Source organism: Actinoplanes aureus, assembly GCF_015704865.1.
Taxonomy (GTDB): Bacteria; Actinomycetota; Actinomycetes; order Mycobacteriales; family Micromonosporaceae; genus Actinoplanes; species Actinoplanes aureus.
This window is the reverse complement of record NZ_JADQTO010000056.1, coordinates 1-25,702: the sequence shown is the minus strand read 5'-3', so window position 1 is coordinate 25,702 and position 25,702 is coordinate 1. Positions and strand designations below refer to the sequence as shown.

The 25,702-nt window shown below is 68.2% G+C and carries 29 protein-coding genes and 1 pseudogene; 19 read left to right on the top strand and 11 right to left on the bottom strand.

The window, feature by feature from the left end; translation table 11 throughout:
- Positions 1-348: 348 nt before the first annotated feature.
- The 6 genes from I4J89_RS52160 to I4J89_RS48020 all read right to left on the bottom strand — a co-directional run bounded on the left by I4J89_RS52160 (position 349) and on the right by I4J89_RS48020 (position 6,020).
- Positions 349-906, bottom strand: coding sequence for a GNAT family N-acetyltransferase (locus I4J89_RS52160; RefSeq protein WP_196420929.1), 558 nt, complete (start codon positions 904-906; stop codon positions 349-351).
- A complete protein-coding gene (locus I4J89_RS48040) occupies positions 903-2,360 on the bottom strand; it encodes a hypothetical protein (protein ID WP_196420928.1) in 1,458 nt (485 codons plus the stop codon). The genes I4J89_RS52160 and I4J89_RS48040 overlap by 4 nt, the downstream gene beginning before the upstream one ends.
- A gap of 108 nt (positions 2,361-2,468) precedes the next feature.
- Positions 2,469-3,353: an LLM class F420-dependent oxidoreductase gene (locus I4J89_RS48035; protein ID WP_196420927.1), complete on the bottom strand. Its 885-nt coding sequence runs from the start codon at positions 3,351-3,353 to the stop codon at positions 2,469-2,471.
- The gene (locus I4J89_RS48030) at positions 3,350-4,717 is read right to left on the bottom strand and encodes an NsdA family TPR-like regulatory protein (protein ID WP_196420926.1); all 1,368 of its coding nucleotides are present in this window, start codon (positions 4,715-4,717) and stop codon (positions 3,350-3,352) included. Before I4J89_RS48030 ends, I4J89_RS48035 begins: the two co-directional genes overlap by 4 nt.
- Positions 4,718-4,845: 128 nt before the next feature.
- On the bottom strand, positions 4,846-5,067 hold the full coding sequence (locus I4J89_RS48025; RefSeq protein ID WP_230860819.1) for a DUF397 domain-containing protein: 222 nt from the start codon (positions 5,065-5,067) through the stop codon (positions 4,846-4,848).
- A 2-nt stretch (positions 5,068-5,069) separates the two neighbouring features.
- Positions 5,070-6,020 carry a helix-turn-helix domain-containing protein gene (locus I4J89_RS48020; protein ID WP_196420924.1) on the bottom strand — a complete coding sequence of 317 codons (951 nt, stop codon included), beginning with the start codon at positions 6,018-6,020 and terminating at the stop codon, positions 5,070-5,072.
- A 759-nt stretch (positions 6,021-6,779) separates the two neighbouring features.
- On the opposite strand from I4J89_RS48020, the gene I4J89_RS48015 reads away from it, so the two are divergent.
- The 4 genes from I4J89_RS48015 to I4J89_RS48000 all read left to right on the top strand — a co-directional run bounded on the left by I4J89_RS48015 (position 6,780) and on the right by I4J89_RS48000 (position 9,921).
- On the top strand, positions 6,780-7,394 hold the full coding sequence (locus I4J89_RS48015; protein WP_196420923.1) for a hypothetical protein: 615 nt from the start codon (positions 6,780-6,782) through the stop codon (positions 7,392-7,394).
- Between the two features lie 115 nt (positions 7,395-7,509).
- Positions 7,510-8,340 (top strand): SAM-dependent methyltransferase, encoded by an 831-nt coding sequence (locus tag I4J89_RS48010; RefSeq protein ID WP_196420922.1) that lies wholly within the window; start codon positions 7,510-7,512, stop codon positions 8,338-8,340.
- Between the two features lie 34 nt (positions 8,341-8,374).
- The gene (locus tag I4J89_RS48005) at positions 8,375-9,190 is read left to right on the top strand and encodes a hypothetical protein (protein WP_196420921.1); all 816 of its coding nucleotides are present in this window, start codon (positions 8,375-8,377) and stop codon (positions 9,188-9,190) included.
- Positions 9,187-9,921 (top strand): hypothetical protein, encoded by a 735-nt coding sequence (locus I4J89_RS48000; RefSeq protein ID WP_196420920.1) that lies wholly within the window; start codon positions 9,187-9,189, stop codon positions 9,919-9,921. Before I4J89_RS48005 ends, I4J89_RS48000 begins: the two co-directional genes overlap by 4 nt.
- 191 nt (positions 9,922-10,112) lie before the next feature.
- Here I4J89_RS48000 and I4J89_RS47995 read toward each other — a convergent pair whose 3' ends face one another.
- Entirely contained in the window at positions 10,113-10,949 is an 837-nt protein-coding gene (locus I4J89_RS47995) for a helix-turn-helix domain-containing protein (protein ID WP_230860818.1), read from the bottom strand.
- A 606-nt stretch (positions 10,950-11,555) separates the two neighbouring features.
- On the opposite strand from I4J89_RS47995, the gene I4J89_RS47990 reads away from it, so the two are divergent.
- The 14 genes from I4J89_RS47990 to ligD all read left to right on the top strand — a co-directional run bounded on the left by I4J89_RS47990 (position 11,556) and on the right by ligD (position 22,590).
- Entirely contained in the window at positions 11,556-12,308 is a 753-nt protein-coding gene (locus I4J89_RS47990) for a GOLPH3/VPS74 family protein (protein WP_196420918.1), read from the top strand.
- 78 nt (positions 12,309-12,386) lie between these two features.
- Entirely contained in the window at positions 12,387-13,889 is a 1,503-nt protein-coding gene (locus I4J89_RS47985) for an APC family permease (protein WP_230860817.1), read from the top strand.
- Entirely contained in the window at positions 13,889-14,500 is a 612-nt protein-coding gene (locus tag I4J89_RS47980) for a GNAT family N-acetyltransferase (protein ID WP_196420917.1), read from the top strand. Before I4J89_RS47985 ends, I4J89_RS47980 begins: the two co-directional genes overlap by 1 nt.
- Before the next feature lie 5 nt (positions 14,501-14,505).
- Positions 14,506-14,784 carry a hypothetical protein gene (locus tag I4J89_RS47975; RefSeq protein WP_196420916.1) on the top strand — a complete coding sequence of 93 codons (279 nt, stop codon included), beginning with the start codon at positions 14,506-14,508 and terminating at the stop codon, positions 14,782-14,784.
- Positions 14,785-15,200: 416 nt separating this feature from the next.
- Positions 15,201-16,355, top strand: coding sequence for a hypothetical protein (locus I4J89_RS47970; RefSeq protein ID WP_196420915.1), 1,155 nt, complete (start codon positions 15,201-15,203; stop codon positions 16,353-16,355).
- 67 nt (positions 16,356-16,422) lie between these two features.
- Positions 16,423-16,776, top strand: coding sequence for a helix-turn-helix domain-containing protein (locus I4J89_RS52155; RefSeq protein ID WP_373688225.1), 354 nt, complete (start codon positions 16,423-16,425; stop codon positions 16,774-16,776).
- A gap of 404 nt (positions 16,777-17,180) precedes the next feature.
- Positions 17,181-17,474: a hypothetical protein gene (locus I4J89_RS47965; protein WP_196420914.1), complete on the top strand. Its 294-nt coding sequence runs from the start codon at positions 17,181-17,183 to the stop codon at positions 17,472-17,474.
- A 128-nt stretch (positions 17,475-17,602) separates the two neighbouring features.
- The gene (locus I4J89_RS47960) at positions 17,603-18,328 is read left to right on the top strand and encodes a hypothetical protein (protein WP_196420913.1); all 726 of its coding nucleotides are present in this window, start codon (positions 17,603-17,605) and stop codon (positions 18,326-18,328) included.
- Between the two features lie 167 nt (positions 18,329-18,495).
- Positions 18,496-18,729 carry a helix-turn-helix domain-containing protein gene (locus I4J89_RS47955; RefSeq protein WP_196420912.1) on the top strand — a complete coding sequence of 78 codons (234 nt, stop codon included), beginning with the start codon at positions 18,496-18,498 and terminating at the stop codon, positions 18,727-18,729.
- A 302-nt stretch (positions 18,730-19,031) separates the two neighbouring features.
- A complete protein-coding gene (locus I4J89_RS51210) occupies positions 19,032-19,154 on the top strand; it encodes a hypothetical protein (protein ID WP_255522002.1) in 123 nt (40 codons plus the stop codon).
- Positions 19,151-19,285, top strand: coding sequence for a hypothetical protein (locus I4J89_RS51205; RefSeq protein WP_255522001.1), 135 nt, complete (start codon positions 19,151-19,153; stop codon positions 19,283-19,285). Before I4J89_RS51210 ends, I4J89_RS51205 begins: the two co-directional genes overlap by 4 nt.
- Before the next feature lie 255 nt (positions 19,286-19,540).
- Positions 19,541-19,735, top strand: coding sequence for a DUF397 domain-containing protein (locus I4J89_RS47950; RefSeq protein ID WP_196420911.1), 195 nt, complete (start codon positions 19,541-19,543; stop codon positions 19,733-19,735).
- A 765-nt stretch (positions 19,736-20,500) separates the two neighbouring features.
- Complete coding sequence (gene imuA' / locus I4J89_RS47945) at positions 20,501-21,277, top strand: DnaE2-dependent mutagenesis accessory factor ImuA' (protein ID WP_196420910.1); 777 nt, start codon at positions 20,501-20,503, stop codon at positions 21,275-21,277.
- Between the two features lie 77 nt (positions 21,278-21,354).
- Entirely contained in the window at positions 21,355-22,590 is a 1,236-nt protein-coding gene (gene ligD / locus I4J89_RS47940; RefSeq protein WP_230860816.1) for a non-homologous end-joining DNA ligase, read from the top strand.
- Positions 22,591-22,672: 82 nt separating this feature from the next.
- Here ligD and I4J89_RS47935 read toward each other — a convergent pair whose 3' ends face one another.
- The 3 genes from I4J89_RS47935 to I4J89_RS47925 all read right to left on the bottom strand — a co-directional run bounded on the left by I4J89_RS47935 (position 22,673) and on the right by I4J89_RS47925 (position 23,770).
- Positions 22,673-22,885 (bottom strand): hypothetical protein, encoded by a 213-nt coding sequence (locus tag I4J89_RS47935; RefSeq protein ID WP_196420909.1) that lies wholly within the window; start codon positions 22,883-22,885, stop codon positions 22,673-22,675.
- 80 nt (positions 22,886-22,965) lie between these two features.
- The gene (locus I4J89_RS47930) at positions 22,966-23,241 is read right to left on the bottom strand and encodes a hypothetical protein (protein ID WP_196420908.1); all 276 of its coding nucleotides are present in this window, start codon (positions 23,239-23,241) and stop codon (positions 22,966-22,968) included.
- Between the two features lie 175 nt (positions 23,242-23,416).
- Complete coding sequence (locus tag I4J89_RS47925; RefSeq protein ID WP_196420907.1) at positions 23,417-23,770, bottom strand: hypothetical protein; 354 nt, start codon at positions 23,768-23,770, stop codon at positions 23,417-23,419.
- Between the two features lie 329 nt (positions 23,771-24,099).
- Between I4J89_RS47925 and I4J89_RS47920 the strand changes: the two genes are divergently transcribed.
- The gene (locus tag I4J89_RS47920; protein WP_196420906.1) at positions 24,100-24,312 is read left to right on the top strand and encodes a DNA-binding protein; all 213 of its coding nucleotides are present in this window, start codon (positions 24,100-24,102) and stop codon (positions 24,310-24,312) included.
- A gap of 228 nt (positions 24,313-24,540) precedes the next feature.
- Here the strand turns inward: I4J89_RS47920 and I4J89_RS47910 are convergent.
- Positions 24,541-25,629 (bottom strand): annotated as a pseudogene (locus I4J89_RS47910) (ISL3 family transposase).
- Positions 25,630-25,702: the final 73 nt, after the last annotated feature.

Genomic DNA, 25,702 nt, shown 5'->3' with positions numbered 1-25,702 from the left:
GCGGCAGACCTCGTCGTGGTTCGGGTTGTTGTGTGGAAACTCGATCCGAACCCACGACGAGGTCTTTGTGTTGGTATGTCCCTCTAACCGAGCGCGTTGCGTACAGAACTTCTGGCTACCTGCTTAGAGGGAAATTTAGACGGGAATCTAGGGGAACTTAGCTGGGAGTAGTGGTCTCTACCTGCCGGAACGCACCTGCTCCGAGGCGGACAAGGAAAGATGGCTGTCGATTTCGCGACGGTTGGTGGACGACACCCTCCATCCGACCAGTGCCACGCGATGACCGGCGGCCTGCGCGATCACTCGACGGAGGCGCGTCCGGCGAGGATGTGAATGGCCACCCGGCCCTTAAGGCTCCGCTGCACTAGGCAGAAGCAGTGCAAGAGCGTCTAGGACAGGTGATTCTGGACTGTGCTGCGCGGTTCCCGTCTGGACCCATCCCCAACGTTCGTACAAGCGGCGGGCATCGGCGTTAGGCACAGCTGTGAGAATCGCGTATCGCTCGGTTCGTCCACTCAGCAGTCCGTTCATCAGTTGGTGACCGATCCCCAACCGGCGCCATCGTTTCCGAACTAACAGCTCAATTACTGCGAATTTGGACGCCGCGCGTAATTCTGCTGGTGGCTCGGTGGCGTCCCCTGCCCACCAAGACCCTTCCGCGAAGGGCAGTCCGAACGAAAAGCCGACTACCTGATGACCGACTCGCGCTGCGAGAAAAGAGAATCCCTCTCGTCTGGCCTGGCGGCGAGTCCGGTCAACGAAAACGGATCGGGACCACAGTTCACCACTGTCATAAGGGGGCTCGGAGTAGACTTCTGCATAGATTTCAGCGAGCTCGTCAATTCTGGCCTCGACGGCAAGCCTCGACCACTGCTCGATCTCATATGAAGGCACCGTGTCCGTCATCCCCTCAGCGTTGAGCGCGATATCCGCAACAGATCGCCGAATTCGCGGGCCTCGGCACGGCCTCGCTCGCGGCTGGGCACTGTCTCAAACACGTGATCGGCTACGGCCAAGACAAATTCCTTACGATTCGTCAGATCGGTGCTCGCCACCGCATTATTCGCCTGGCGTAGGCCTTCTGTCATCTCGCCGTTGATAATGAGACATCGGGCTCGGTGCAGGCTGATCTGGCACCGAGCTATCCGACGACTGTCCGGATAGAGCTTCAACGCAGATTCTTGTGCATCGATAGCCTTCGCGGTGCTGCCAGTCATGGAGTAGGTGAACGATGCCGCATGGTGCAGACGATGTTCGGGCCAGCCGAAGAAGGAATCCCGCAGCGTCGTGCAGGCAGAGGGAAGGTGTGCATACGTTTTTCGAAGCTCGTCGAGGGCAGAATGTGCCTCGCGAGGCCGGCCAAGTAGCGAAAGCACCTGGGCTTGGCCGCCAAGGATCTCCGCCTTACCCGCACTCGGCGCGCTATTGGGACTGCTGGATATGGCTCGCTGTGCGAGCTCTGCGAGGACGGGAAGCGGACGCCGCTGATAGATGCCAGACGTGATCTCGTGTCCGCTGACCCATAGCCGTACAGCGCTATCTTGTGAGAGGTCAGCGTATCTTCGCGCGAACCGCCACAGATGACGTGCTTCTCTTGCATACCCAAGGTCCGTACAAATCAGCGCCATGAGCGAGGTGAGCTGCGCCGCTACGGCAGCCGCCGGTTGCGCTACCGCCTTTCCTGCGGCGAGGTGCCCAGCTAACTGACGCCTCAGGGCTTCCTGGTCGCGGCCGATGTCGACGAGGAGCTTCTCCCTACGAGCGAGGTGATAGTCATATCCGTATTCCCAGACCGCCTCCTGCCAGTGATCGATATCGGCGGTAAGAACGTCTCGTTCGCGGTCGGCCACAGGCGGTGTTGGCCTTGCCGCACCGATCAATGGGCTGCCGGCAGCAGCGAGCGCGAGTAGGACTGTTCGACGGATCATCTCGCCAGTGTCACCCCGGTCACGGATCGATTCCAGATCTGCCGACGAGCTGTCGATGGACCGCGGCGTTCCAGATTCGGCGGAACCCGCAACTGTGGCAGGCTTGTGGGCAATGTTTGCAGGGCTGAGCCTGGCCTCTCCAACGACGACACTGACCGGACGGGCTACAGCGGTTGGCTGCTGTCCCCTTTTGTCGAAGAGGCCGAGATCTTCGTCGGTGGCTGCCTGCAGAGTCTGCCGGTATGCGTTACGCCGCGGTTGACGCGGCCAGGTGACCTGGCCGCGTTCGATCTTGCCGATGTCGTTGTCCGATACCCGGTAGGCGTCCGGGACGAGTTGGTTGACGGCGTCTGCGAGGGCCTGCCTGCTGCCGAACAAACGCCGGCGCGCATCACGGAACAAGGTGTTCGGCACCACGTCCAGCGTAGGCATCGCCGCCTCCTGCGAACCGATGTTGCGATCTTCGAATAGAGGGTGGTCGACGGTTTCCCGTCCCAGCCATCATCTGTCACGCCCTGACGGTGATGTGCTGTGCGTCGGTCATCGCATCGTGATGGCTGCCAGCCGTCGCCATTGCGGTAGTGGCAACGCGCGTGAGTCCGGGGCGAGGACGTTGATGCAGACGTGGTCCGCGCCGGCCTGGTGGTGCCGGCTGATGCGCTCCGCGATGCGGTCCTCGTCGCCCCAGGCCACCAGCGCGTCAATGAGGCGATCGCTGCCGTGGTGGGCGAGGTCGTTGGCGGTGAAGCCTAGTCTTCGCAGGTTGTCGGTGTAGTTGGAAAGAGGCAGATATCGGCGCACGTGTTGGCGAGCGATGTCATAGGCGCGAGTCTTGTCAGTTTCGAGAATCACTGCTTGTTCCGGGATCAGGAGCTTGTTGGGTCCCAGCTGGTGCCGTGCGAGTGCAGTGTGTTCCGCAGGGACCAGGTAGGTGTGAGCGCCATCGGTGAGCGTGTCGGCGAGTCGGAGCATCCGGGGGCCGAGGGCCGCGACGAGTCGGATGACGTTGTCCGCCGGGACCGCCCGGTACCTTCGCGCGTGGTCGTCCATCGCCCGCAGGTAGTCGTGCATGGCTTTAATGGGCTTTTCGTATCGCAATCCTCGGTTCTGTTCGACCAGCCTTCGGTGACTGACACCAAGGCCGAGGATGAAGCGGTCGGGGTGCGCCTCGCTGAGAGTCTGCTGTGCTGCGTAGGTGGAGAGCGGATCGCGTGCCCAGATGTTCGCGACGGCGGTAGCGACGATCATCCGCCGAGTCGCCGCCAGCAGGATGCCGGCCTGACTGATTGGCTCACGGCCGACGTTCTCCCCCACCCACAGCGAGTGGTAACCGAGGTCCTCCAGTTCCTGGACGGTGTCACAAACGATCTGAGCCGGCTGGAAATCGAACTGCGCGGTCCAGATTCCGAGGCCGGTGAGCTTCATGATGTCGCACCGGCGGCTACGGTTGCCAGCGCCGCGGCGAACTCGGCGATCGGGTCGTCAAGGTTTCGGCTTGCTCGCGGGTCTCGTTTCGCAACGGATCGTTGGATCCTGCGAGCCTGCTGAAGGATCGGCAGGATCGGTTGATGGGTGGCCGATGTCAGAGCGCTATGGGCCAACTCGACTGCTCGGCCTGTCTGGTCTGACTGCACGGCAGCGTCGGCGATCGACAGCGTCAAAACCGCTCGAGCTTTGCTGTGGGTCTGCGGCAAGGCCTGGAGCGAACCCGACAACTCCGCCTCCGCCATCTCAGGCTGTTGCAGCAGCAGCCAGCCCGAACCCGCGTAGTACCGCGCGTCGAGAATGCCCTGGTCGAAGTCCATGCCGTGTCGACGGTCTCTCTCGGTCGAGTATTCCGCTGCTTCTTGGGCCCGGGCGTAGGATCGCTCGAATCCTGCTCGGTCACGCGTCGCCGCACGTGCTCGGGCCTGGAGGGCGTAGAGCCAGGCTCTCGTCGTCTCGTCCGAGCCGTGACGGGCGTGGTAAATGCCACGCTCGATGAGGTCAGCAGCTCCCCGGAAGTCACGCCGATGCCATGGAATGAGGCTCTGAGCACCGAGCAGCCATGCTCCCACACTCCACGCCTGGGCTTCTTGAGCCGCGGAAACCGAGAGCTCGAACCAGCGTCCGGCGGCGCGATGCTCGTCGACGTCGAAACAACCCCAGGCCCGCAGACCGCTTAGCCGCGCCGCAAGTGTCACCAGCCGCTGCTGATTGTGAATCGTCTGTCGACAGCTAAGTTGCGCAATGACTGCTGTCATGAGATCACGGACTTGGGTGAGTGTGGTGTCGGGAGGCATCCGAGGGTAGTCCCGGTCCAGTTGATCGCACGCTAACTCCGCGGCGGTGAGTTCCGCGGCACCAATTCCCGAGGGTTCCAGGACCGTGGCAAAACTAACCAGGTCCGTCCCATCGACGATGTCGGTGAGCAACGCTGGTCGCGGCTCGTTCGCATCGGCCTTTCGGGCCGGGAAGCTTCCCTCGACGCAGACAGCATCCGCTCTTGGCCCTATGTCCGGTGACGACCTCCCCGGAGAGCCAGCGTTGATCGATCGCTGCCTTCGCCGATCGAAGAGGCCGATCTGCTGGTCGGTGCCTGCCTGCAGCGCCTTGCGGAACGCCGTTCGGCGTGGCTCGCGGGGCCAGGTGACTTCTCCTCGCTCGAGCTTGCCGATGTCGTTCTCGGACACTACGAAGGAGGTCGGCACCATGGTGTTGACCGCTTCGGCGAGAGCCTGTCTGCTGCCGAACAGCCGGACACGGGCATCGCGGAACAGTTCATTCGGTACCGCGTCGGACTCGGGCATCGCCATCTCTTTCTGCGCGGGGCAAGGCTGCAGTGAGCTAGGCATACGTATGGTGATGGGAGGCCTGTTAGGCCCGCAAGTTGTCGGTCAGTGCAGGCCACCCGTCGGTGTGGTTCCTGCCGTTGGGATCAGCGGTCGAAGTCGCCGTCCTTGGCTCCGCCGACCCAGGCATCGAACTCCTCGTCGGTGAAGATCAGCGACCCGGCTTCCGGGCGCTTGGAGTTGCGTACCTCCACCCCGCCCTCAGGAAGGTATTGAACCTCGACGCAGTTGGATGCCGGAGCCGAGCGGCGGGATTTGATCCACACTCCTGTTGGCCGCGGAGCCGCTGATGCCGCTGTGGTTTCCATATTCATCTCCTTGTTAAGTACTCCTGCGCCATGGCGGCGAGGAGTTCGACGGAATCGGCCGCGCTGAGTGCGTCGTCCTGCAATTCGGATCTAAGGCTGGCGTAGATGCCTACCTTGTCGTTCTCGGTAAGAATCATGTCGTCGATATTGGTGTCGACGGTGACGATCTCAAGATTGTCGGGATCGGTATAGGTGTAGTACGAGAACGCGCTGCGGGCTTGTAATCGCTCCGCGAGGGCGGCGTCGAGCGGTAAGACGCGCACGGTTACCGCCCGCAGGTGCAGCGTCGCACCGATCAGGTGTTCCAGCTGCCGGTGCATGACGTCCGCCGTGACCGTACGCCGGCGAAGGGCTGTCTCGTCAATCACCACCTCGTACGGTGTTGCGTCCGTGCCGGACAGGATGGCCTGGCGTTTCGCCCGCGCTTCCAGGTCACGCGCGGTGGAGAAGCGGCGGCTGCGGGTGGTGCGTGTGGCCTCGGCGCGGGCCCGCGCGAAGTCCGGTGTCTGCAAGAGCCCGGGAATGAGAAATGGCTGGTACTCGAAGATCGTGATGGCGCCGGCCTCCAGGTCGGCGGTCTGCGCTTGGCGTGGACCCATCTCATCGTCGTAGCGCTTCCACCACCCCTGCGCTGCAGCCCGTTCGGCAGCTCGCATGATCTTGGTGTGGCGAGGGGCCGCGACTTGGAGGGCATCCACGATGAGGCGGATGACCGCAGGATCGACCGGCCGATTGGCGGTCTCGATATGGCTGATCTTCTGCCGCTGTATGCCTGTCTCCTGAGACAGCCTGTCAGTGGTGTATCCGGCTTGCTTGCGCGCATCGAGGATCGCCGCGGCAAGCCAGAGTCGGTTCACATACGGGCTGAAGTTCACAACGCGACCTTCCATGCTCTGCCGCATTCGATTAAGCCGCTCGACGAGAGAAGCGGCAATGCCGGCATCGTAACCCACCCACGAAACTCAGCCGGACCCGCTGGAACAGCCGTGCTCGGAGTTTCCGCCGCTCATGGCACATAGTTCCCGCGCCGATTCCCTTTTAAATTCCCCTCGATTCCCATGAAACTGGGATTCCTCTCGCCGCGCACCTAGGCGAATGTGGAGCAACACAGATGGGGCGTCTTCTCGAATTCCAGGTCCCGCGGCGCCAACTCGCATCGCGCTGCCGGTCGAGTTCGGCGCAGATGCCGGGAACCGATGCACTACCGCCAGCCACTAGACGACGCGAGGAACCGAGCATGGCTGAGGGCACCGCGAGCACCTGTCCACCCAAGCGATCAGGCACTGCCGAATCTCGAGACACTGATGCCGCGCAGCTGTTTGTCGGTGTCGCTGTCGATGACGCTGGGTTGGGTGGGCGTCGACGCGGTCCCTGGCCGCAGGGCGATGCGGCCTTCGTCCGCGGCAGGTCCGGTGAGACGCGGCTATGACGATGCTGCCTGAACCTGGCGCCGGCGGCTGCGCGGGCAGACCGGCCGCGACACGGCTTGCCCGGCCTGCTGCTGACTACGTGGCCGCAGGACGCGGGACTCGATCGGCTTCCGGCCGGCGGATGCATCACGAACCGCTCAGACACCGCGGCGGCCAGGCGACTGCGCCCGCTCATGTTCCGAGCGCCGGAATAGGGGACCGCTGATGCAGACACATCGTGACGCGACCTACTGGGACATCCAACCTGTGGCAGGTGTCCTTGCGGCCACTGTGCTGCCCACGATGCTGGGCCGCTGGCTGGAGGCCGAGCCGGTCGCCCGCGGCCGGCGGTTGTTCCATCACCATGTGGCCAGGACGGTGGCGGCGATGCAGTACGGCGTAGCACGGGTCGTCGAGAACGGCGATCAGGTGATCGCCGCAGTGCTGTGGCTGCCCTGCATGGCCCCCGGCATTGCGAGGGCAGTGAACGCCGACGACGGAGGCGGTTTCGCCGCCAGGCTCGGCGAGCTCGATGCCGTACCCGGACAACCGCATCCTCGCCATCCGCATCTGCGGCTGGCGAGTTTGGGTGTGCTGCCTCGCTGGCAGCGGCACGGTATCGCCAGCATGCTGCTCACCGATCATCTGGCGGCCGCTCCAACACCAACGCGCTGTCTGCTCGCTGCCGACGATGCCGTCACAGCCGTGGCCTTGCGGTGCGGATACCGCCCACACGGCGATCCGGTTCTTCTCGGCTCCGGAGTAGCCACCATCCAGCCGATGCTGCGCACGGCTGAGCCCGACGCCGTGCGTGTCCACGTGAACACCTCCGCCGGGAGATTCGGCCCGGGTTGCGCTCGCCGTGACACCGCGAGCGCCGTCAGCACTGCGCACAAGCCGTTGCGGGGGACGCCGTGAACGCGAAAGCAAAACCGTCAGACCGCGCCGAGCCCATCAATTGCCGACACAGGCGTACGCCAGGCAGGACCGATCGGCGTTCCAGGAGCCTGCCGATGATGTGGACAGTGCCGAGATGAGCCTCGACTACGAATCCGGCGCCGCATCGGAGCACCATGATCCGCCGGGTGTCAACATCAACGTGCCGCACTCAGCCCGGATCTACGACTACTGGCTCGGCGGCAAGGACAACTTCGCCGTCGACCGGGGCGTGGGCGACGCGATGATCCAGGCCATCCCGGGCATGCGCTACATGGCCGGGGAGAATCGCAAGTTCGTCCACCGGGCGGCCCGCGACCTCGTCCAACGGGAAGGCATCCGCCAGTTCCTGGACGTCGGCACCGGCATCCCCACCCGGCCCAACCTGCACGAGGTGGCCCAGGCGATCGCCCCGCAGACCCGGGTGGTCTATGTGGACAACGACCCGATCGTGCTCGTCCACGCACGCGCCCTGATGATCAGCCACCCCGCCGGTCGCAGTGAGTACATCTCGGCGGACCTGCGTGACCCCGCTTCGATCCTCGGCGACCGGGCCCTGAGCGACACGCTCGACCTGACCAAGCCGGTCGGGCTGACCCTGATCGCGATCCTGATGCTGCTCGCCGATGAGGATGACCCGTGGAGCAAGGTCGCGCAGCTGCGCGACGCTCTGCCGTCCGGCAGCTGTCTGGCGATCACCCACCCGACGGCCGACTTCAATCCGGCCGAGGTGGACGCCGCCGTTGCGGTGGCCACCGGCGCTGGGATGACCCTGGTCGCCCGGGATGAGGAGGCGGTGCGCCGCTTCTTCGGGGACTGGGAGCTGCTCGAGCCGGGAGTGGTGCCCGTGTCGGCCTGGCGGCCGGACGACCCGGACGTCGATCCGAAGGCGGCGTACTACTGGGCGGGCCTGGCCCGCAAACCCTGAGTGTTGAACACCCTTTCCCGCCGCGAGGTGCGACATGAGCTTCGACGAAGGCCACACCCGCAGGGGCGCCCGCCACGATCCGCGCGGCGTCCACCAGACGATCAGAGCAGCACGTGCTGTGGTGGCGAGCTACGTTCGCGTGCTTCAGGAGGAACTCGACGACGATGGCGAGGCGTTTTTCCAGGTGGAGATGCTGTTCGCGGATCTGGATCCGGCGGGCTCTGTACCCGATCGTGACCTGGCGGATGCCGCGATCATCTATGCCCGCAGCTGCGCCGACGGCCACGATCACTCGAAGAATATTGCGTGGGCCACGTATGCCCGTGACGCCAACGAACGGCTGCGCGGCCCGCTTCACCCGCGGACGGTGACCGCCATCGCGGTGCTCGCCGAGGTCTACGAAACTCGCGCCATCACCGCGGCGTGCCGGCGCAGCCAGGCCGGCCTCTACGGTCAGGCTGCTGAGGTCTACCGGTCGCTGATCGACGTATACGAGCAGCGCTGCATGCCCGTGGCCGTTGATCAGGCCCGGGTCCGGCTGGCGGTCTGCGGGCACGCGAGCGGCGGGTGTGGTGAGGCGATCCGCACGACCGGCCAGTGCTGGCAGAACTGGTGCCGCATACCACAACGCTGGCCGGCCGACGGCTGTGAGATCGCCGGCCGCTACACCGCGATGCTGCGCCTGTGCCACCGGTCGGACGAGGCTGACGCGGTCGACGTCGAAGCCCGCAGGTTCCTTGGCGGCGACTTCCGGCCTGGCTCGTCGCTGTTCGACCTGGCCGCTGGAGACGTCAGCCGACGTCGGCACGAGCCGGTTTGCGCCCGTAATCTCCGCCTGGACCAGCTGTGAACGCCCGGGAAGCCAGGGCCGCCGAGCGGCTGTCCTGCGAGGTGCTACGGGACCGGGTTCTGCGCCGGCCGGCCAGTGTCGTACGGGTTCTGCACCGGCAGCCCGAGGACAGCGATGACGACGTGTCGTGGGCTGGGCTGCCGGCCGCCGTGCGCCATACCGTGCGGGCCGAGGCGTACCTGCGGCTGCAGCGGCCCGATGCCGCTTTCGCCGAGGTTCGTGTCGCGATCGCCGCGATCGCGGGCGCCAACGACGGCATCACAGCGGACGCCCCGCCGCAGGTTCTCCCGCTGGCCGCGGTGTACGCGGATCTGAGTGTCTGTGTCGGCGACCAGGACGCCGCCGCGTGCTGCCGGGTCTATCAGGGACTGGCCGAACGTGTCGGCGAGGAACGACGCACGCAGCTGGCCGCGGCGTTGCACGCGGTCGCCGTTTATCACCACGAGGACGGTGAGCGCGGCCGCCTGTATCTGGCACAGGCCCTGCGCAGCCACCGCAGTGTCTACGGCGACGATGGCACCAGCCGCATGCTCGCCGAAGGGCTCGCCGTGATGGCCGACACGCTCACCGACGGCCGGCACCATCGCGGCCGGGCGGACCCTTTCCGGATTCCGGTGCCGGGCGGCAGGCTGTGCCCGGACGAGACCAGAGGGCGGCGCCACTACTTGGCCAGCCGGATTCAGCTGCATCCCCCGCACCTGCCGCCGGACGTGATCGGCGAAGCGTCATGAACCTGAGGCCGAGCTCGCGGGATCCGCGCCGGACGGCGGCGCGAACGATCGCGAACACCTGCGGTGGGCGTCGCCGCGTCGCCGACAGCCACCGCCCTGAGCGGGACGGCGGCCTGCACGTCGCGGCCGGTCCTGCTGGACCGGCTGCCCTCGCCCCGGCAGGCGCCGGTGAGGTCGTTGCAGGGGTGCTTCTATGCGGTGGCGTCCGCGATGAGTGTCGCGGAGGCGGCCGGGTCCAGTGCCTGCGCAGCGATCCGCTCGAACGTGGTGGCGAGCCGGGCCAGTTCAGCGGTCTCGTGAATCAGGGTGTCGCCGGTCATGGAGTCGGTGACCGCCAGTGTCGAGCCGAACGGGGCGCCGAGGTCCATGACGGTCAGCGAACCGTTCATCCCGGGGTGCGCGCCGGCGCCGAAGGGCAGCACCTGCACGGTGACGTGGGCGGCCGACGCGGCTTCGGCGAGGCGGTGCAGCTGCTCGCGCATCACGCCGACGCCGCCGACTTCGCGGCGGATCACCGCTTCATCCAGTACTGCCCACAGTCGCGGCGGGGCAGGCCGGGTGAGGACCTGCTGGCGTTGCAGGCGCACCCGCACAAGCCGTTCGACTTCGTCCGGTGCCAGGTCCGGGTCGGCACCGCCGATCGCCGCGCGGGCGTACGCCTCGGTCTGCAACAGCCCGGGAACGAACTGGCTCTCGTGGGTGCGTACTCGTTCGGCGCTGTCCTCCAGCCGGATGTAGGTCGAATAGTGCTCGCTCAGATACGGCTCGTGCTCGCTGACCCAGTCGTCGCCGGAGGGTTTCAGCCAGCTCAGCACGATGGCGCGCTGCTGCGGGTCGGTCACGCCGTAGGCGTCGAGCAGGAGATTGACGGTACGGCGCTGTGGTTGGTGTACGGCGCGTTCGATGCGGTTGATCGACGAGGCGTACAGGCCGAGCCGCTTCTCCGCCTCATGCAGGGACAGGCCGCTGGCCAGGCGCAGTCTTCGCAGTTCCCAGGCCAGTCGGGGCAACCGACTCGTGTTTGCCATGTGCCCCGCCACACCTTTCTGCCGCCTCGTCGGCTCAGTGTGCCTATGCCGCAGGGCCGTGGCTGCACGCGGCCCAACGTATGCGACGAGTTGCTTAAGCTTCGTGTTGCTTACGCAACTGGTTGCATCCAGCGGATCTCTGGTCCATCATGGGCATCGGCGTCGATGCATACCCGGCGTTTCGCCCGGCTCGGTGTGCCTTCGGGCGGACCCGGCCGACGCCGCAAACGTCCCGGCCCTTCACTTGGCCGACGCAGCCAGGCCGGGACCGCGGGGCGGCGGGCACGCCGTTTCCATGCCGCGGTTGGCGGCGCGCCCACCGTCACGCCTGACACATCCGTCCGCTGACCGAAGCTGCTACCCAATTCGGGGGTTGTCATGTCCTACCCAGATGCGCCGGGTCACCACGATCCGCACCGGTTACCGCCGGCCGCCCACGCGCCGGTGGTAAGGCGTGACGGGATGACGCCCAGCGGGCACATTCCGGCGACTTCAGCCCCAGCCCGGCACCCGACCCCCGACAGCGCCCGCGGAGCCGTCGTCGGCACCATCCGTATCCCCGTAGCCGAAACCGTCGGGACCGCGGCTGCCCAATCCGTTCTACGCGTGAGAGGAACCGTCATGCCGTCCGCGGTGTCGACCAGGCTCACCGACGACTTTTGGCTTGCGGCGAATGACGGCACCAAGCGCAAAGAGCAGGTGATCGCCGACTGGCCGCTCGGAGTCGGGACGGCCGCCGGACTGCTGGGCGAGCTGATTTACGCCGGGTATCTCGAGCTGCGTGACGGCGAGCTCTTCCGCTGCGGGGAGACGATGTCCGACGATCCTGCGCTGCACACGGTGCTCGCCACGATGGCGGAGGAGGAACAGCGTTGGTACTCGGCCGCGCCCGGGCAGGCGTGGCAGCAGAACGACCAAGCGTGGCCGCCGCAGGCGGAAAGCCACCACCGCCGGCGCGGCCACGCACTCGGCACCTGGCTGTCGTACCTCACGTATGAACGCCGGGCGGAGAAGCTGGTCGTCGATCGGCTGTCTCGTACCGGCCTAGTCCAGCTGCAGGAGCAGCGCCGCTGGCTCGGTCGCCCCACGGTGCGGTACGTGCCCTACAACTCCGTGGCCTCCGGCAGCCGCGCGAGCGCGATCACCACCGCCGTACGACACGAGCACCCGCTGTCCCGGCGGCAACTGTTCCTCGCGCGGCTGTTCTTCGCGACCGGGCTGCACCAGCATGCGCTGGCCACCCTGACTCCCCGCGAGCGATCCCGGCTGGCGGATCGGATCGCCGAGGGCCTGGACCCGATGTCACAGGAGCTGCTCATGGCCGCGGACGCGACCGTCGGCGAAGCAGCGATGCGGTAGCACGTCTAAACCCCGAGCACCACCCTTCTCTCTTTCACCCCCGCATCCAGGAGGACATCCACGGTGCCCATAACATCCATGCCCGCCGGCAGGGGCAGCGTGCACGACGCGCTGGCCCGCGACCGGCTCGGCCCGCTCGCGATCGGCTCGGCCATCGCCTCGTCGGTGGCACCACTGACGGTCATCACGCTGTCCGTGCCCCTCTCGCTGGCCGCAACCGGCCTGATCAGCTTCCCCATCGCGATCATCATGGTCGCCGCCATCCTGATGATCTACGCGGTCGGCTATCTGGCGATGGCCCGGCACATCCCGAACGCCGGCGCGTTCTACGCCTACGTCGCCCACGGCCTCGGCCGCCCGATCGGCGTCGGCACCGCATGGTTCGCGCTGGCCACCTACAACGCGTTTCAGCTGTGCTGTTACGGCGCGTTCAGCGCCGCCATCGGCGCCCCGCTGCTCAGCGACTGGCTCCGCTTCAACGTGCCCTGGCTCATCCCTGCCTTGGTCGCCTGGGCCCTGGTGGCGGTCCTGGGAGCAAACGAAGTCAAGATTGCGGGCGCCGTCCTGGTGGTCCTCGTCGTCGCCGAAACCCTGCTGGTCGCTCTCTACAGCATCGCGATCATGCTCAGCCCCGGGTTCGCCTTCACCAGCGCGGCCATGTCGCTCGACCTGTCCGGGCAGAGCCCCGCAGCGCTGGCCACGACGCTCGGCGTGCTGGTCATCCTGGGCGCGACCAGCTTCGCCGGGGTCGAACAGTCGGTCGTCTATGTCGAGGAAAGCAAGGACCCCAAGCGCACCATCCCGGTCGCCACCTACGTCACGATCGCCGCGATCGGCGCGGTGTACTGGTTCGGGTCCTGGGTGCAGATCTCGGCCGGCGGGCCCCAGGTCATCGACCGCGCGAGCGCCGAAGGCGCGGACCTGTTCTTCAACCAGGCCGCGGCCGCGCTCGGGCAGGGCTCCCTGACCGTCGGGAAGATACTGCTCGGCACCGGAACCCTCGCCGCGGCGATCGCCTTCCACAACGCCATCACCCGATACATGTTCGCTCTCGGCCGCGAAGGAGTCCTGCCCCGGGTATTCGGCCACACCACGCTTAAAGGCGCTCCCCGCAAGGCTTCGCTGGCTCAAACCGTGGTCGCCTTGGTTGTGCTCATCGGCTACGCGCTGGCTGGCTGGGACCCGCTCGTGCAGTTGTTCTATTGGGGCAGTACCGCGGGAGGGTTCGGCGTCCTGCTGCTGTACACCGTGACCAGCGTGTCCGTGGTCGCCTTCTTCGCCCGCGGCGCTCGCGGCGAAGGGCTGTGGCAACGGTTGATCGCCCCGCTCATCGCCACGGCCATCCTGCTGTTCGTCACCTATCTGGCGATCACCAACCTGCCCACTTTGTTCGGCGTTGACCCGGGCACCGGGCCTGCCCGCGTCGTGCCCCTCGCCTTCCTGGTGGTTTTCGCCGCCGGCACCGTCTGGGGCCTGATCCTGCGGCACACCAAACCCACCGTCTACCGGGGCATCGGCAGCGGCACCCGCAGCCCCGAAGCCTCCAGCCTGTCCAGCCGCTTTGCTGAAAGGACCCTCTGATGGCCACCAGCACCAGCCCGGCGCTGCGCATCGCCGAGGCAAACGACATCGACCCGGTCGCCGACCTGATCTCCCACGCATTCGATCACCTCGGCGTCATCCACTTCCTCGTGCCCGACCAGAGCCGCCGCCGACTGGTCTCCCGCGACTGGTACCGGCTGTACGTCGAACACGCGATCAGCGGAGCCGGACAGGTCATCGTCACCGAAGACGGCGACGCCGCCGCGGTGTGGTTCGACCGCACCAGCGAACCGAGCGAACCCGACGGCTACGACAAACGCCTCGCCGAACTCGCCGGCGAACATCTGGACAACTTCCGCCACCTGGACCAGCAGATGGAGAACCACCATCCGAGCGACCCGCACTGGTACCTGCTCTTCCTCGCCGTGCACCCCGACCGGTGGAGCCACGGCCTCGGCAGTGCACTGCTGCAGGACACCCACGCCCGGCTGGACTCCGACGGCATCCCGGCCTATCTGGAAGCCACCGGTGAACAGAACCAGCGGCTGTATCAGCGGCACGGCTACACCGACATGGCCCCACCGACGATCACGGTGTCCGCCGGCATCAGCCTCTACCGCATGTGGCGTCCCCCGCAGAACACCAGGTGAGGATCATGGCAAGACGGCACCGGCCTCAGTGGCTGACGCGGCGGTACTGGACCGACATGCCGGACGGGAAGCCGCTACACACCGACGCGGGCACCAAAGTGCTCGACGTGATCAGCGAATTCTCCCTGATTCTCACCGCAGCCATTGCCATCAACATGCTCCTGGCTGCCGTCGGAACCCATCCCGTACTGCGCTGCCTGCTGTCGTCACTCTTCTTCGCTGCCGCGCGTGCCCATCGCCGCCATCCCCGCCGACGAAGGAGCCCGCCGGCGGCGAGGCCGTGATCACCCGCACCAGACCGACGCGCCACTAACGCACGCGGGCTGCGCCTCCAATGCGCATCTTTGCGGATTGCACCCGTCCCGATCTCGGCCCGTCAGGTTCGCCCTGATCCGGGTCGACGGCGGTGTACCCACCGGGTCAAAGAGGTGACCCCACCGGCACACCGCCGAGCCGTGGTCAGCAGCGTGGCTGGCCCGGCACCGTCGCGTACCGGTCACGGACGCGGCAGAACCGCCACAGGCAAGGCAAGGCCAGGCCAGGCCAGTGGCGGCCGGGTGCGCATCTCCTTCCCCAGCGGAAATGCGCACCCGGCTCCTGCCCTGTTCGCCTGTGCAGCGACACACCCGCCGACCGCCAGCCCGACCGGGCAGAAAGGCCCGCCATGCCTTCACCACGCCGCACCCGCCGAGCCCCGCGAATGCTCAGGCACCCGTCGCGCACAGCATCCGCCGCACCGTGCTCCAGCGGACTGGAGGACCTTCCCGACGCCGTCATCACCGCATCCCAGCTGATCCGCGCCGGCGACACCGGCGCAGCAGCCGCTCTGCTCCAGCAGCATCTGCACGACCTCGACTTCGCATGGCTGCCCCACGATCCGGTCCTCATCGACGCGTGCACCCTCTACGCCACCGTCACCACCGGCACCGTCCAACTCGACGCCGCAGGCTACGCCTATCGGGCCAGCCGACGCCTGCACTACCCCGATCATCCCCGCCGGCTCGCCGCGACCCAGGCCTACGGCACCGCCCTGCACCACAACGATCAACCCGGACACGCTGTCAATGTCCGCCGCGACCGGCTGCACACCTACCGCACTCTCGGCCGCACCCACGACGCTCTCACCACGGCCGCCGACCTCGCCATCAGCCTGCACGCCGGCGGCCACTGCACCGACGCGATCGGCACCATCGCCGACGCCTGGCAGACCTGGCGCCACCACGCCACCCGCGACCTCGCTACCGGCACCCGGCTGCTACGCACCTACCTGCTCATCCTGCGCGGCTGCCGCTACGACCTCGACGTCATCACGCTGCTCCATCAAGCCCACCACACCGGCACCCTGCACGCCCTCGCCACCACACGCACCGACGACACGATCCAGGAAGAAAGCGACTACGTCACCCGCCATTGCGGCACCGTCTGCACCCAGCCGCCCCAGCATCCGTCCCCCACCGGCGCGCCCGGCCACGACGACGGGCAGCCCACCGCCGCCGCCCCGGCGTCGCCTGACCCCACAGCAGGCCCTGTCCCCGACAACATCGGCAATCTGCTGCGTGACGTGCCCGGACGTGACGCCGGACCGGCTGACCACCGCACCACCGCGTTACGGCATCCGTTCACCGGCTACCACCAGCAGGACATCGGCAGTGCTCTCGCCCGCCTGCTCGCCGCGCCCGGGGCCATGCCACTGCTCGACCCAGCGGGCACCGACCCCGGCACCAAGGCCGCTGCCCGCCGATCTGTCATCTCCTTCATCGCCGCCCACTTGGGCCACCGGCGCGGCCGCCGGGCCGCTCTGCGCACCGCCGCCGTCCTGCTACCCGCCCTGATCCTGCTCTGCCTCATCGCCTAACAGCCTGCGCCGGGGCCTCACCCTCCGGCGCCAGCACGCGAGCCCCGACCCCGCCGTGGAGGACGTGATGAGCTCCAGCCCACCCGCCGCCGACACCAGCCCGAAGACAGCAAAGCCCAACAGGGCGCCGCGGCGCCACCGGCTGCGCCCCACGAAAGAGCAACGCGCCGAACAGGCCAAGACCGCAGTCACGCGATACGAGCAGGGCGAGTCGGTTCGAGCCATCGCCGCCGCACTGAACTGCTCGTACGGCACCGCTCACAGGATGCTCCAAATGGAGGGCGTGAAAATGCGGAAGCGAGGCGGGCGCGGCCGCCCGCCTGCCAGCGCCCGCAGCGGCAGGAGTCCGGTGAGCACCGCAACACCGGACGAGCCGGTCCGCGCCGGCGGCCGGGTGGCTCAGGGAGCCGGCCGGGGGTGACCGCTGTGGCAAGCGACATCATCGTCCCGGCTGCCTACGTCGAGATCCGCATCGAGGATGCGCGCGCCCACGGGCGGCGTGCCGGTAGACGTCTCCACCCTCCCGCCGGCTTCCCCCCGCCGGGTTGAGGGTGGTGCGCCGTCCGCGCGGGACTCAAAGGGGTGGGTTCCGCCCGGACGGCTCACGCCGGGCCAGGACAACACCGCGGCCGGCCCGGCACCGCCGCGCACCGGTCGGTCATCGGCGCGGCGGCAACGCCGCAGGCAAGGACGATGCCTGCGGCGGCCGGGTGCGCATCCTTCGCTACTCCAGGAGCACCGGATGCGCACCCGGCACCGAATCCGTTTCGGAGATGCCACATGCAGTTTCCTGAACCTCGCACCGCTACCGGTGAGAACGCGGCAATGACCGCCTTACCTTCCACGCCGAACACCGCACGAAGCGGGCCGACAGTAATCCCCGGCTTCGCCGGCACCCGGACCCACCGGGCCGCTGTCGCGCTCGTCGTGCGTCACCACCACGACGGCACCGGCCGCTGCGCCTGCTGCCGGCACCCGTTCCCCTGCCCCACCCGCACGGGCGCCCTGCACACCTGCGCGGCCGCCAGCGAGCCACTCACCTCGATACCGCCGGATACCTCTTACCCCGCGACCGCCACCACCGCCACGACCGCCGTCACCCTCCGGAGCCCGCAGTGACCGCGCACCAACCCGATCCGCCCACATCACGATGGCGGGCGGCCCGAACCTTAGGTCGGCTTCGCCGGCGGCCACCCGACACGCCACCGGCCAACGACCGGCCGCCGTGGCCCTACCAGCGGACCGCCGTGCTGACCACCGCCCTGCACCTGCTCGACACCCGCAACACACACGCAGCCCGAGACGTGCTCAGCCGCCACCTCGACACCGTCGACCTGACCGCCTACACCGACGATCCAGTGCTCATCGACCTCGTACTGCTCTACGCCAGTCTCACCGACGGTCCCCGCCAGCTCACCGCCGCCGAGTTCGCCTACGCCACCACCCGGCTCCCCGGCTGGGACCAACCACGCCGTGATCAAGCCGCCTGGCTGCTCGGCACCGCAGCCCACCACCAGCACGACTACCCGCGTGCCAGCGCCATCCGCACCGCCCTGCTCAGCAACCTGCACAGCACCGACCCGAGCGAGGCCCTGCGCGTCCGAACAGAGCTGGCCGACAGCCTGCACCACAGCGGACGGTGCGGCGAAGCCGTCCGGCACGCCGAGCAAGCCTGGCGCGGCTGGCAACACAGCACCGAGCCAAGCCCGTACCTCGGCGCCCGTATCGCCATCAGCTACGCCCGCAAGCTAGCCGCCTGCCAGCGGCACACCGACCTGCACGCACTCATCGCACAAGCCCGCGACGCGGACTCCTCCTTCGAAACCCCGCTACACCCACTCACCCCGGGCTCCCCGACCGCCGACGCCCTGGCGGCCCAGCACCACCCGATCTGCGCCGGCCGGCTCTGCACCGACGGCGTGCTGGACGTGGACGCCCTCACCGCCGACCACCCGCACCCCGGACAGCAATGAGCACCACCACCCCGGTAGCGCCGTTTCGACCGCACCACGCACAGCGCCGCGGACGACCGGTCCTACTGGCCGTCCTGACACCCCGGGCGTGCTGCCCACCGTGCGGTGCGGTCGGCACACGCATCCACGACCCCGCCAAGTCCACACCCGTTGATGGGAGGCCACGCATGACCGGCTCGCACCGCGCCTACCGCACCGCGCAGCAGCGCGCCGCCGACATCAAGCGTTTCGTCGATATGTACCAGAACCAGAAGCTTTCATTGCAGGACATCGCCGACCAGGTGGGACTGTCCTACGCCACCGTGCACCGCGACCTCGCCGCGGCCGGCGTAGAAATGCGCGGCCGCGGCGGCAGTAACACGCGCAAGACGCCTCCACAGACGGCGAGATCAGACCGGTGATGAAATGTCATGCCGGTCGTGTCCTCTCGCAACTCGCCACGGGGCAGACGCCTTCGCCCGGCACCGCCGTGGCACCTTCGTTCTCCCCCGCAACGCCGGCGCGGCGACGCCCAGCGATCAACGTCCCTGCGAACGGCTCATCGGTGTGCTCGGCGCCCAGGCCTGCGCCCTGACGGCTAACCGCGCGCTCATCATCGTCGTGCCGTGGCTGGCCATGACCGGCACCGGCAACCCGGCCCACGCTCGGCTGGTCGGGATCTGCCACACCCTGCCGTACACGCTGGCCCAAGGTCCTCGGCGGGGTGTCCCGGCTGCCCGTCGTCGCCGCCGACGCCAGCCCCGAAACCGTCATCGCCGTGTTCGCCCTCGCCGGCCTCGGCTGCGGCACCACCAACATGATCCCCGACGCCACCAGATCCGGTTGATCCCCGAACGCCTGCACGGCCGGGTCCGCGCCCTGATCAACGCCGGGGCCAGGCTCGGCATCCCACTCGGCAGCCTCACCGGCGCCGCCAGCGCCGGCCCGCTCGCCGCAGCCCTGCCCACCACGCTGTAGGCCAGTAGCGGCCGCTACCTGGCCGCCGTCGCATATCCCGGGCTGGCGAGCCACCTGGCCCGCAACAGATCCCAGCGCCGACAGCACGCCCAAGGCGCCCGTCACGTCCCCGGCACCAGGAGAACCCGTGATCCCAAACCCGCCGGTCACGCCCGGCCCACCACCGTGCGCCAGCCGACGTTCCCACCCCCGGGCCGGATGACAGCGCCCACCACTGATCGACAACCCAACCGAACCGGCGAAAGGACCCGCGACATGAACAATGCCTCCGCCCCCACCTGGCGTAAAAGCAGCCGCTGCAGCACCAGCACCTGCGTGGAAGTCGCCACGGTAGGCGGCGCGATGCTGATCCGGAACTCGAGCACCCCGGCGGCACCCCCGCTGAGAATCAGCAGGAAGGACTGGGAGGGCTTCCTGGATGCCATTGTCGCCGGCAACTACCGCGACTGACCGCGACCGACCTTTCACCGCCGTCGCAGGGTCCACACCAACACCCAGCTCTACGTCCCGGACAGATCCGGTGCGCTCCCCGCACTCCCGCAAGCCGACGCACCTGGCGGCGGCCACCAGCCCTCGGCAGGAGGCGACGGTGTTGCAGCAACCCCCGCCGGGGTAGTCGACAGAACGGACATCACCGTGGCCACCGTCTCCCACGTCCGTGCACGCCACCCTCGACCGCGTGCGCACACCCTGACCACAGCCGAGGCGGTACGCGAATGGTGACCGCGAAAGAAGTCGTCCGGTTTCGATACGCCCCGTGGTCACACCGCCGCTGGGTGATCGAACTCCGATACACCAGCACGGTCGGCACCCCCTACGTACGGCTGGTCTCCCTCGATGGAGCCACGCGCACGACAGCCCCGGAGGCCGCGGTACGACCGGACTAGGAGCCACCGGGACGGCATGGCCGAAGCGGGCGGCGCCATCCGCGCCGGCGGCGAACGCGCTACCCGCGGGCGGGCCAGCGCCCATCATCGCCGCATCGGCGAAGCGCACCCACGGCTCGGGCCGTGCCAGAGCGGCCAACCAGCCGTCGCGTTCCCGGCGACACCTCCCCGCTGTCGATCACAGCCAACCGGAGTGGCAACGCGGCGAGGGTACGCTACGCTGCGACTTAGTACGGATGTTCGACACTTGCCGCGAACAAGTGCCGCCCATCCCGACGACGGCCTGCGTCTTCCTCCGCAGCCACAGCACGGGGGCGCGGGAGCGAACGTGGGCACAGCGTGGAACGGTGACGGCCGCATCAACGGCCTCGCCGATGTACGCGCCGCCCTCGGCAGGGTCAACGCCGCCGCTCAGCACCGCGGCACCACCGCCCAGCTCGCCCACGCCGTCCAAACCGCCGACCAGGCGGAACTCGCGCCCGACGTCACGCAGATCCTGCCCGCCGATCCAGCCCTGCAACCCCTACTCCCGTGGCCCGGGGGTCTGCGCAAAGGGGCGACCGTTGCGGCGGTCGGCTCCACGTCGCTGCTGATGCTGCTGCTGGCCGGCGCCATGCACGACACCGGCTCGTGGGCCTGCATCGTCGGCCTGCCGTCGTTCGGGGTGCTCGCGGCCGGGCAGGACTACGGCGTGCCGCTGGAACGGCTCGCCCTCGTACCGGAGCCTGGCCCGGACTGGCCATCGATCGCCGGCACGCTACTCGACGGCGTCGACCTGGTCATCGTCGCTCCACCGGCTGACGTCCCGGAAGGCCTCGCCCGGTCTCTGTCATCTCGCGCACGCCAGAGCGGGGCCGTGCTGATCCCCACCCGGGCGTGGCCGGGCGCCGAACTCACCATCGACGTCACCTCGCGCCGCTGGCACGGCCTCGGCCCGGGCCACGGCAGGCTGCGCTACTGCACCCTTGAAGCCCGATCTACCGGCCGAGGCAGAGCAGTCCAACCCCGCACGACGACGCTCGCTGTGCCGCCCGGAGCCGACACCACCCGGAGGACGATCCCGCCGGCACCGCCACGAACGCCTCTACCGCCGCTGGTGATCTAGTCGCCGCGGCTGAATTACCTGCTTGTAGTTCGCTCGGCATAGGTGACCTTGACGCAAGGGTGGGGTAGGCAGAACCGATGACCGACGCTCTGCCGGAACTGATCGCGCCGATGCTGGCCGCACCCGGCGCGCTGCCCGCCGGCGAGGGCTGGGCGTTCGAGTTCAAATTCGACGGCGTCCGCGCGATCACCTACGTCGAGGGCGGCAGCGTGCGGGCTTTGTCGCGCAACGGCAACGACGTCACCACCACATATCCCGAGCTCGGTACGCTGGGCGGCCTGCTGGCCGGACACACCGCTGTCCTGGACGGCGAGGTCGTCGCCCTGCAAGCCGGCGACCGGCCGTCGTTCGCCCGGCTCGCGGCGCGTATCCACGTGGCGCGGCCCTCCTCCACCTTGCTGACGACGGTGCCGGTCGTCTACTACGCGTTCGACCTGCTTCACCTCGACGGCCGGCCCCTGATCGATGAGCCGTACGAGCAGCGCCGCGAGCGCCTGGCCGCCCTCGGCCTCGACGGCGAAACGGTGCGGACCCCGCCGCACTTCACCGGCGCCGACGGCACCGCCGTTCTGCGCGCTGCCGAGTTGGCAGGTCTCGAAGGTGTGGTCGCGAAACGGCTCGGCTCGCCGTATCGGCCCGGCAAACGCTCGGCCGACTGGACGAAGGTGCCGCTGATTCGCACCCAAGAGGCGCTGATCATCGGCTGGAAGCCGGGCGAAGGCCGCCGCGCCGGCACGATCGGATCCCTGCTCCTCGGCGTGTACAACGCCACCGACAACCTGGTATTCGCCGGCCATGTCGGCACCGGCTTCACCGACGTCATGCTCCGGCAGCTGAGCCAGCAGCTGGCATCGCTGCACCGATCCGCACCCGCGGTCGCGGACGTCCCCCGCGAGCACGCCCGCCACGCCCGGTGGGTGGAGCCGGTGCTGGTCGGTGAGGTGGCATTCCGGAACTGGACGCCGGAGGGTCGGCTGCGACATCCGTCGTGGCGGGGTCTGCGCAGCGACCGCAGTCCGCGTGCCGCCCGCCGCCGCGATGCCCCGCTTGCTGAGCCGCCGGCACCGAGACCGGTCCCGCAGCGCCGAGAGACCGTAGAGGGGGCACTGGAAACTCCGGACGGCCGGTGGCGTGTCGAAGTGGTCCGCCGGGGCCGGGATCAGTTCTATCGGCTCATGAACGTGGCCGCCGACAACTCCGTCGACGGCTTGTCGATCACCACCCTGCAGCGACTGCTGGCCGAGGCGGGCGTCGACATGGCCGACCTGCTCACCGCCGGCACGAGCATCGACCGGACCACCGGCGCCGCCTGACCAAGACGGCCCGCACGATCCCGGCGCCAGACAGCCACCCCACCCGACCAGCAGCGCCGCTCACCGACGAGGAATCGTCCCGTCACACGGCCACCGCGGACTGGAGCCGGCGGCGATCAGCGACAGGTCGATGCACGACCGTGGAGGCGGCCAGCTGCGTCGCCTCGACGAGCACGTCGCGGCTGCCGAAGACGCGGGCAGCGCCGATGAGACCGGGCAGGATCGCGGCCAGATAGTCGTAGTCGCCGCACCAGTACGCCGTCCATACCCCCGCGGAGTTCGGCGTTGCAGCCATCGCGGCGTCGGAGGCTCCACGACGTCGACCGTACGCACGTCGAGCCGCCGCGTTCATCCCTCGTCCGAGGTAGGGGCCGCCTACGTGACCGACGCGCCGGCGTGCAGCTTGGCGACGACGCCCTCGAGCGCATCGGCGACCGTCTCCGGCTCCACCTGCGTGAGCGCGTCGCCCTCGTCACCGTCCAAGGCGTCGACCAGCTGGTCCGGCAGCACCACACCGGCCGCCTCAAGCGCGCGGGCGATCCGGATGGCCGCATGCGGGCCGATCTCGTACTCGCGGAGCCCGGCCACGACCGCCTCCAGCACCGCCACCGCGGCGGCCGCCGACATCGACTCGACCCGAACGGCACTCACATCTGCGAGCGTACGAGCGCATGAGCTTCGGCAACCGGATAGAACCGAAACAGAGCCGGCAGAACCCGGGAAGGTATCCGGGCTAGTGCAAATACTGCACGCCTCAGGCGCGCGGTGAGCGGCGGCACGCTACCTCCGCCTGGTCACATGCCGCCGAACAGGCCGGTGAGCTTCTTCACCGCACGCCCCCGCGCCGCCATTTCGGCAGCAGCCTCGGCCGGCGCCGGTTCGAGTCGACCATGCTGGCGATCTCGTGGTCTACCAGCTCGCGCGCGCCGGCTAGCGCGACGGCGAGGACCTCTCGCAGGTTGCCGCAGGTGCGGCAGTCGGGTCGCCGGCAGTCGCGGCGGTGTTCGGTCGCGGTTTGGACGATCAGCGCGGACATGCCGCCTTCGGCGTACCCGAGCGGCCCGCTCTCGCGCATCCTGGCCCTATACCGGGCGACAGTGTCGTCTCGGACTTCGTAGGCCTGCGCGGTTTCTCCAATAGCCTGCAGCGCTTGCGCGTAGATGCTGGTTTCCGCTGGCATACGTTCCCCTCGTCGCCCGGCGTGATCTCCGTGTGCCTGGGACGCTACGCCGAGGACTCGAAGCGCGGCATGGACCGGACAGCCGATATTCGATCAGGTGTACTACTGAGGACACGACGGCAGTCACAGCCCACGTGGGCTGTTCGGAGGAACGCGTCCACAAAAAGCGGACAATGGCCGCCCCGCAGCGTGACGCGCAAGGATGCACGCCTAGCGACCGGGGCCCGCAACGCTGACCAGGCACCCGCAAGAGTCGCCGCCGACTCCACAGGCACGGCGGCCCTATCTAGCGTGGCGACATCTAGTCGTGTCGCTATATAGTCATGGGTATGACGGTGAAACCGGTCCGCCTCATGGGCGCGCACGAGATCCGCATCCGCCTTGGTGGCGTAAGCCGCCAGCGCGCATATCAGATCACCAACCGGTCAGACTTTCCTGCGGCGGTCGCTGACCTGGCGCAAGGCAAGGTCTGGCTGGCCGAGGACGTCGAGAGCTGGATGAGGGTGCATCGCCGCCAGGACTCCACGAACGACAAAGCGTAGAACCGCAGTCGCTGGCCCGCATGACTCGACGGACTGCGAGCACGTCCCTCTGGCCCGCGCCCGCCGGCCGGGCCGTCCGGTGACCACGCAGGGGGCCGTGGCGGACAGGCCGAAGCGCCCAAATGGGTACGGCGGGGCTGCGCGCAACGTAGAGGACGGCAGCCTTGGGCGGTGAGGATCGGCGGGGCGCCGCGAACAGCTGAAATACTAGAACATATGTGCGACTACTCAGGTTTCCATGGGCAGATCCAGGGTGACTCCACCCAGGCATAGGTAGATGGCCGCGGTGAGGGCGTCGAGGTTGCGGAAGCCGTAACCGCGGCGCTGAATCAGCCGGATCTTGGCGTTGATGCCTTCAAGACGGGAGTTGGACAGGCCGAGTTCGACCGCGGCGACGATGGCGTCGGCGTGTTTCTCGATCCGGCGGACGAGGTTGCGGAAGGCAGGAGTCGGGCTGCGTTTCGCGGCGGTGCCCCAGCGTTTGAGGTATGCGCGGGCCTCGGCGGGATCGGTCGTGCGGTAGAGATCGCGGAGTTGCTCTTTGAGTTCCTAGGTGCGCCAGAGCCGGTAGCGGTGGCGCCGGAGCAGGCGCAGGATCTGCCGGTGCTCGTCGTCGAGGTTCTCCCGGCCGGCGCGTACGGCGAAGCGGGCGCGGCGCCAGTGGCGCCGTTCGGGCATGCCGGGACCGGAGGGCATGGTGGGTGCTTCGGCCCGGTAGACCGATTCGACGACCTCGTTGGTCCACTTGATCACGTGGAACGGGTCGAGGCAGATCCGTGCTTGCGGGATCTGTTCGCGGGTGACGGGCAGGTAGACGCTGCTGCCGTCGAGACTGATCGCTTCGACCGCGGCGGCACGCTCAGGGCCGAGCGCGGCGAAGAAGTCCTCGAAGGCGGCCTTGGAGCGTTCCTTGCCGACCCAGACCACGTTTCCGGTGTCGTGATCGGCGACGATGGTCAGGAACTTGTGGCCGCGTTTGTAGGAGATTTCGTCTACGCCGATGCGGTAGAGCTGGTCGAGGCGTCGGTCGTCGATGTGGTCGGCCACGACCCGGGTGACGATCGCGTCGACCGCTTCCCACGAGCAGCGCAGCAGCCGGGCGATGCTTGCCTTGTCCATGCGCTGGGCCAGCCACGCGGCGACGTTCTCGAAGTCGGTGGTGTGCCGCGCGTTCGGCCTCGCCCACGGCACCTGCTCGGTGCGCACTCGCGAGCAGGAGCGGCAGTCGATGCGGTGGATGTCAGCTTCCAGCCAGGCCTGGCAGGCACCGAAGTCCAGATGCCGCCACCGGCGCCGCGACGTGTCGTAGCGGGCCATCGTCGGTGCCCCGCACGGGCAGATCAGACGCCGTCGGCGCCGACGCAACCCGATCACGAGTCCCCGGTCGGTA

Bases quoted from the DNA above. Each gene is read 5' to 3' on its own strand.
- I4J89_RS48005 (WP_196420921.1), top strand. From the start codon at position 8,375: ATGAGCTTCGACGAAGGCCACACCCGCAGGGGCGCCCGCCACGATCCG.
- I4J89_RS48030 (WP_196420926.1), bottom strand. From the start codon at position 4,717: ATGCCCGAGTCCGACGCGGTACCGAATGAACTGTTCCGCGATGCCCGT.
- I4J89_RS48015 (WP_196420923.1), top strand. From the start codon at position 6,780: ATGCTGGGCCGCTGGCTGGAGGCCGAGCCGGTCGCCCGCGGCCGGCGG.
- I4J89_RS47970 (WP_196420915.1), top strand. From the start codon at position 15,201: ATGCTCAGGCACCCGTCGCGCACAGCATCCGCCGCACCGTGCTCCAGC.
- I4J89_RS47950 (WP_196420911.1), top strand. From the start codon at position 19,541: ATGAACAATGCCTCCGCCCCCACCTGGCGTAAAAGCAGCCGCTGCAGC.
- I4J89_RS47965 (WP_196420914.1), top strand. From the start codon at position 17,181: ATGACCGCCTTACCTTCCACGCCGAACACCGCACGAAGCGGGCCGACA.
- I4J89_RS47980 (WP_196420917.1), top strand. From the start codon at position 13,889: ATGGCCACCAGCACCAGCCCGGCGCTGCGCATCGCCGAGGCAAACGAC.
- I4J89_RS52155 (WP_373688225.1), top strand. From the start codon at position 16,423: ATGAGCTCCAGCCCACCCGCCGCCGACACCAGCCCGAAGACAGCAAAG.
- I4J89_RS47975 (WP_196420916.1), top strand. From the start codon at position 14,506: ATGGCAAGACGGCACCGGCCTCAGTGGCTGACGCGGCGGTACTGGACC.
- ligD (WP_230860816.1), top strand. From the start codon at position 21,355: ATGACCGACGCTCTGCCGGAACTGATCGCGCCGATGCTGGCCGCACCC.
- I4J89_RS47920 (WP_196420906.1), top strand. From the start codon at position 24,100: ATGACGGTGAAACCGGTCCGCCTCATGGGCGCGCACGAGATCCGCATC.
- I4J89_RS48010 (WP_196420922.1), top strand. From the start codon at position 7,510: ATGAGCCTCGACTACGAATCCGGCGCCGCATCGGAGCACCATGATCCG.
- I4J89_RS48035 (WP_196420927.1), bottom strand. From the start codon at position 3,353: ATGAAGCTCACCGGCCTCGGAATCTGGACCGCGCAGTTCGATTTCCAG.
- I4J89_RS48040 (WP_196420928.1), bottom strand. From the start codon at position 2,360: ATGCCTACGCTGGACGTGGTGCCGAACACCTTGTTCCGTGATGCGCGC.
- I4J89_RS47985 (WP_230860817.1), top strand. From the start codon at position 12,387: ATGCCCGCCGGCAGGGGCAGCGTGCACGACGCGCTGGCCCGCGACCGG.
- I4J89_RS52160 (WP_196420929.1), bottom strand. From the start codon at position 906: ATGACGGACACGGTGCCTTCATATGAGATCGAGCAGTGGTCGAGGCTT.
- I4J89_RS47995 (WP_230860818.1), bottom strand. From the start codon at position 10,949: ATGGCAAACACGAGTCGGTTGCCCCGACTGGCCTGGGAACTGCGAAGA.
- I4J89_RS47935 (WP_196420909.1), bottom strand. From the start codon at position 22,885: ATGGCTGCAACGCCGAACTCCGCGGGGGTATGGACGGCGTACTGGTGC.
- I4J89_RS47925 (WP_196420907.1), bottom strand. From the start codon at position 23,770: ATGCCAGCGGAAACCAGCATCTACGCGCAAGCGCTGCAGGCTATTGGA.
- I4J89_RS47955 (WP_196420912.1), top strand. From the start codon at position 18,496: ATGACCGGCTCGCACCGCGCCTACCGCACCGCGCAGCAGCGCGCCGCC.
- I4J89_RS48025 (WP_230860819.1), bottom strand. From the start codon at position 5,067: ATGGAAACCACAGCGGCATCAGCGGCTCCGCGGCCAACAGGAGTGTGG.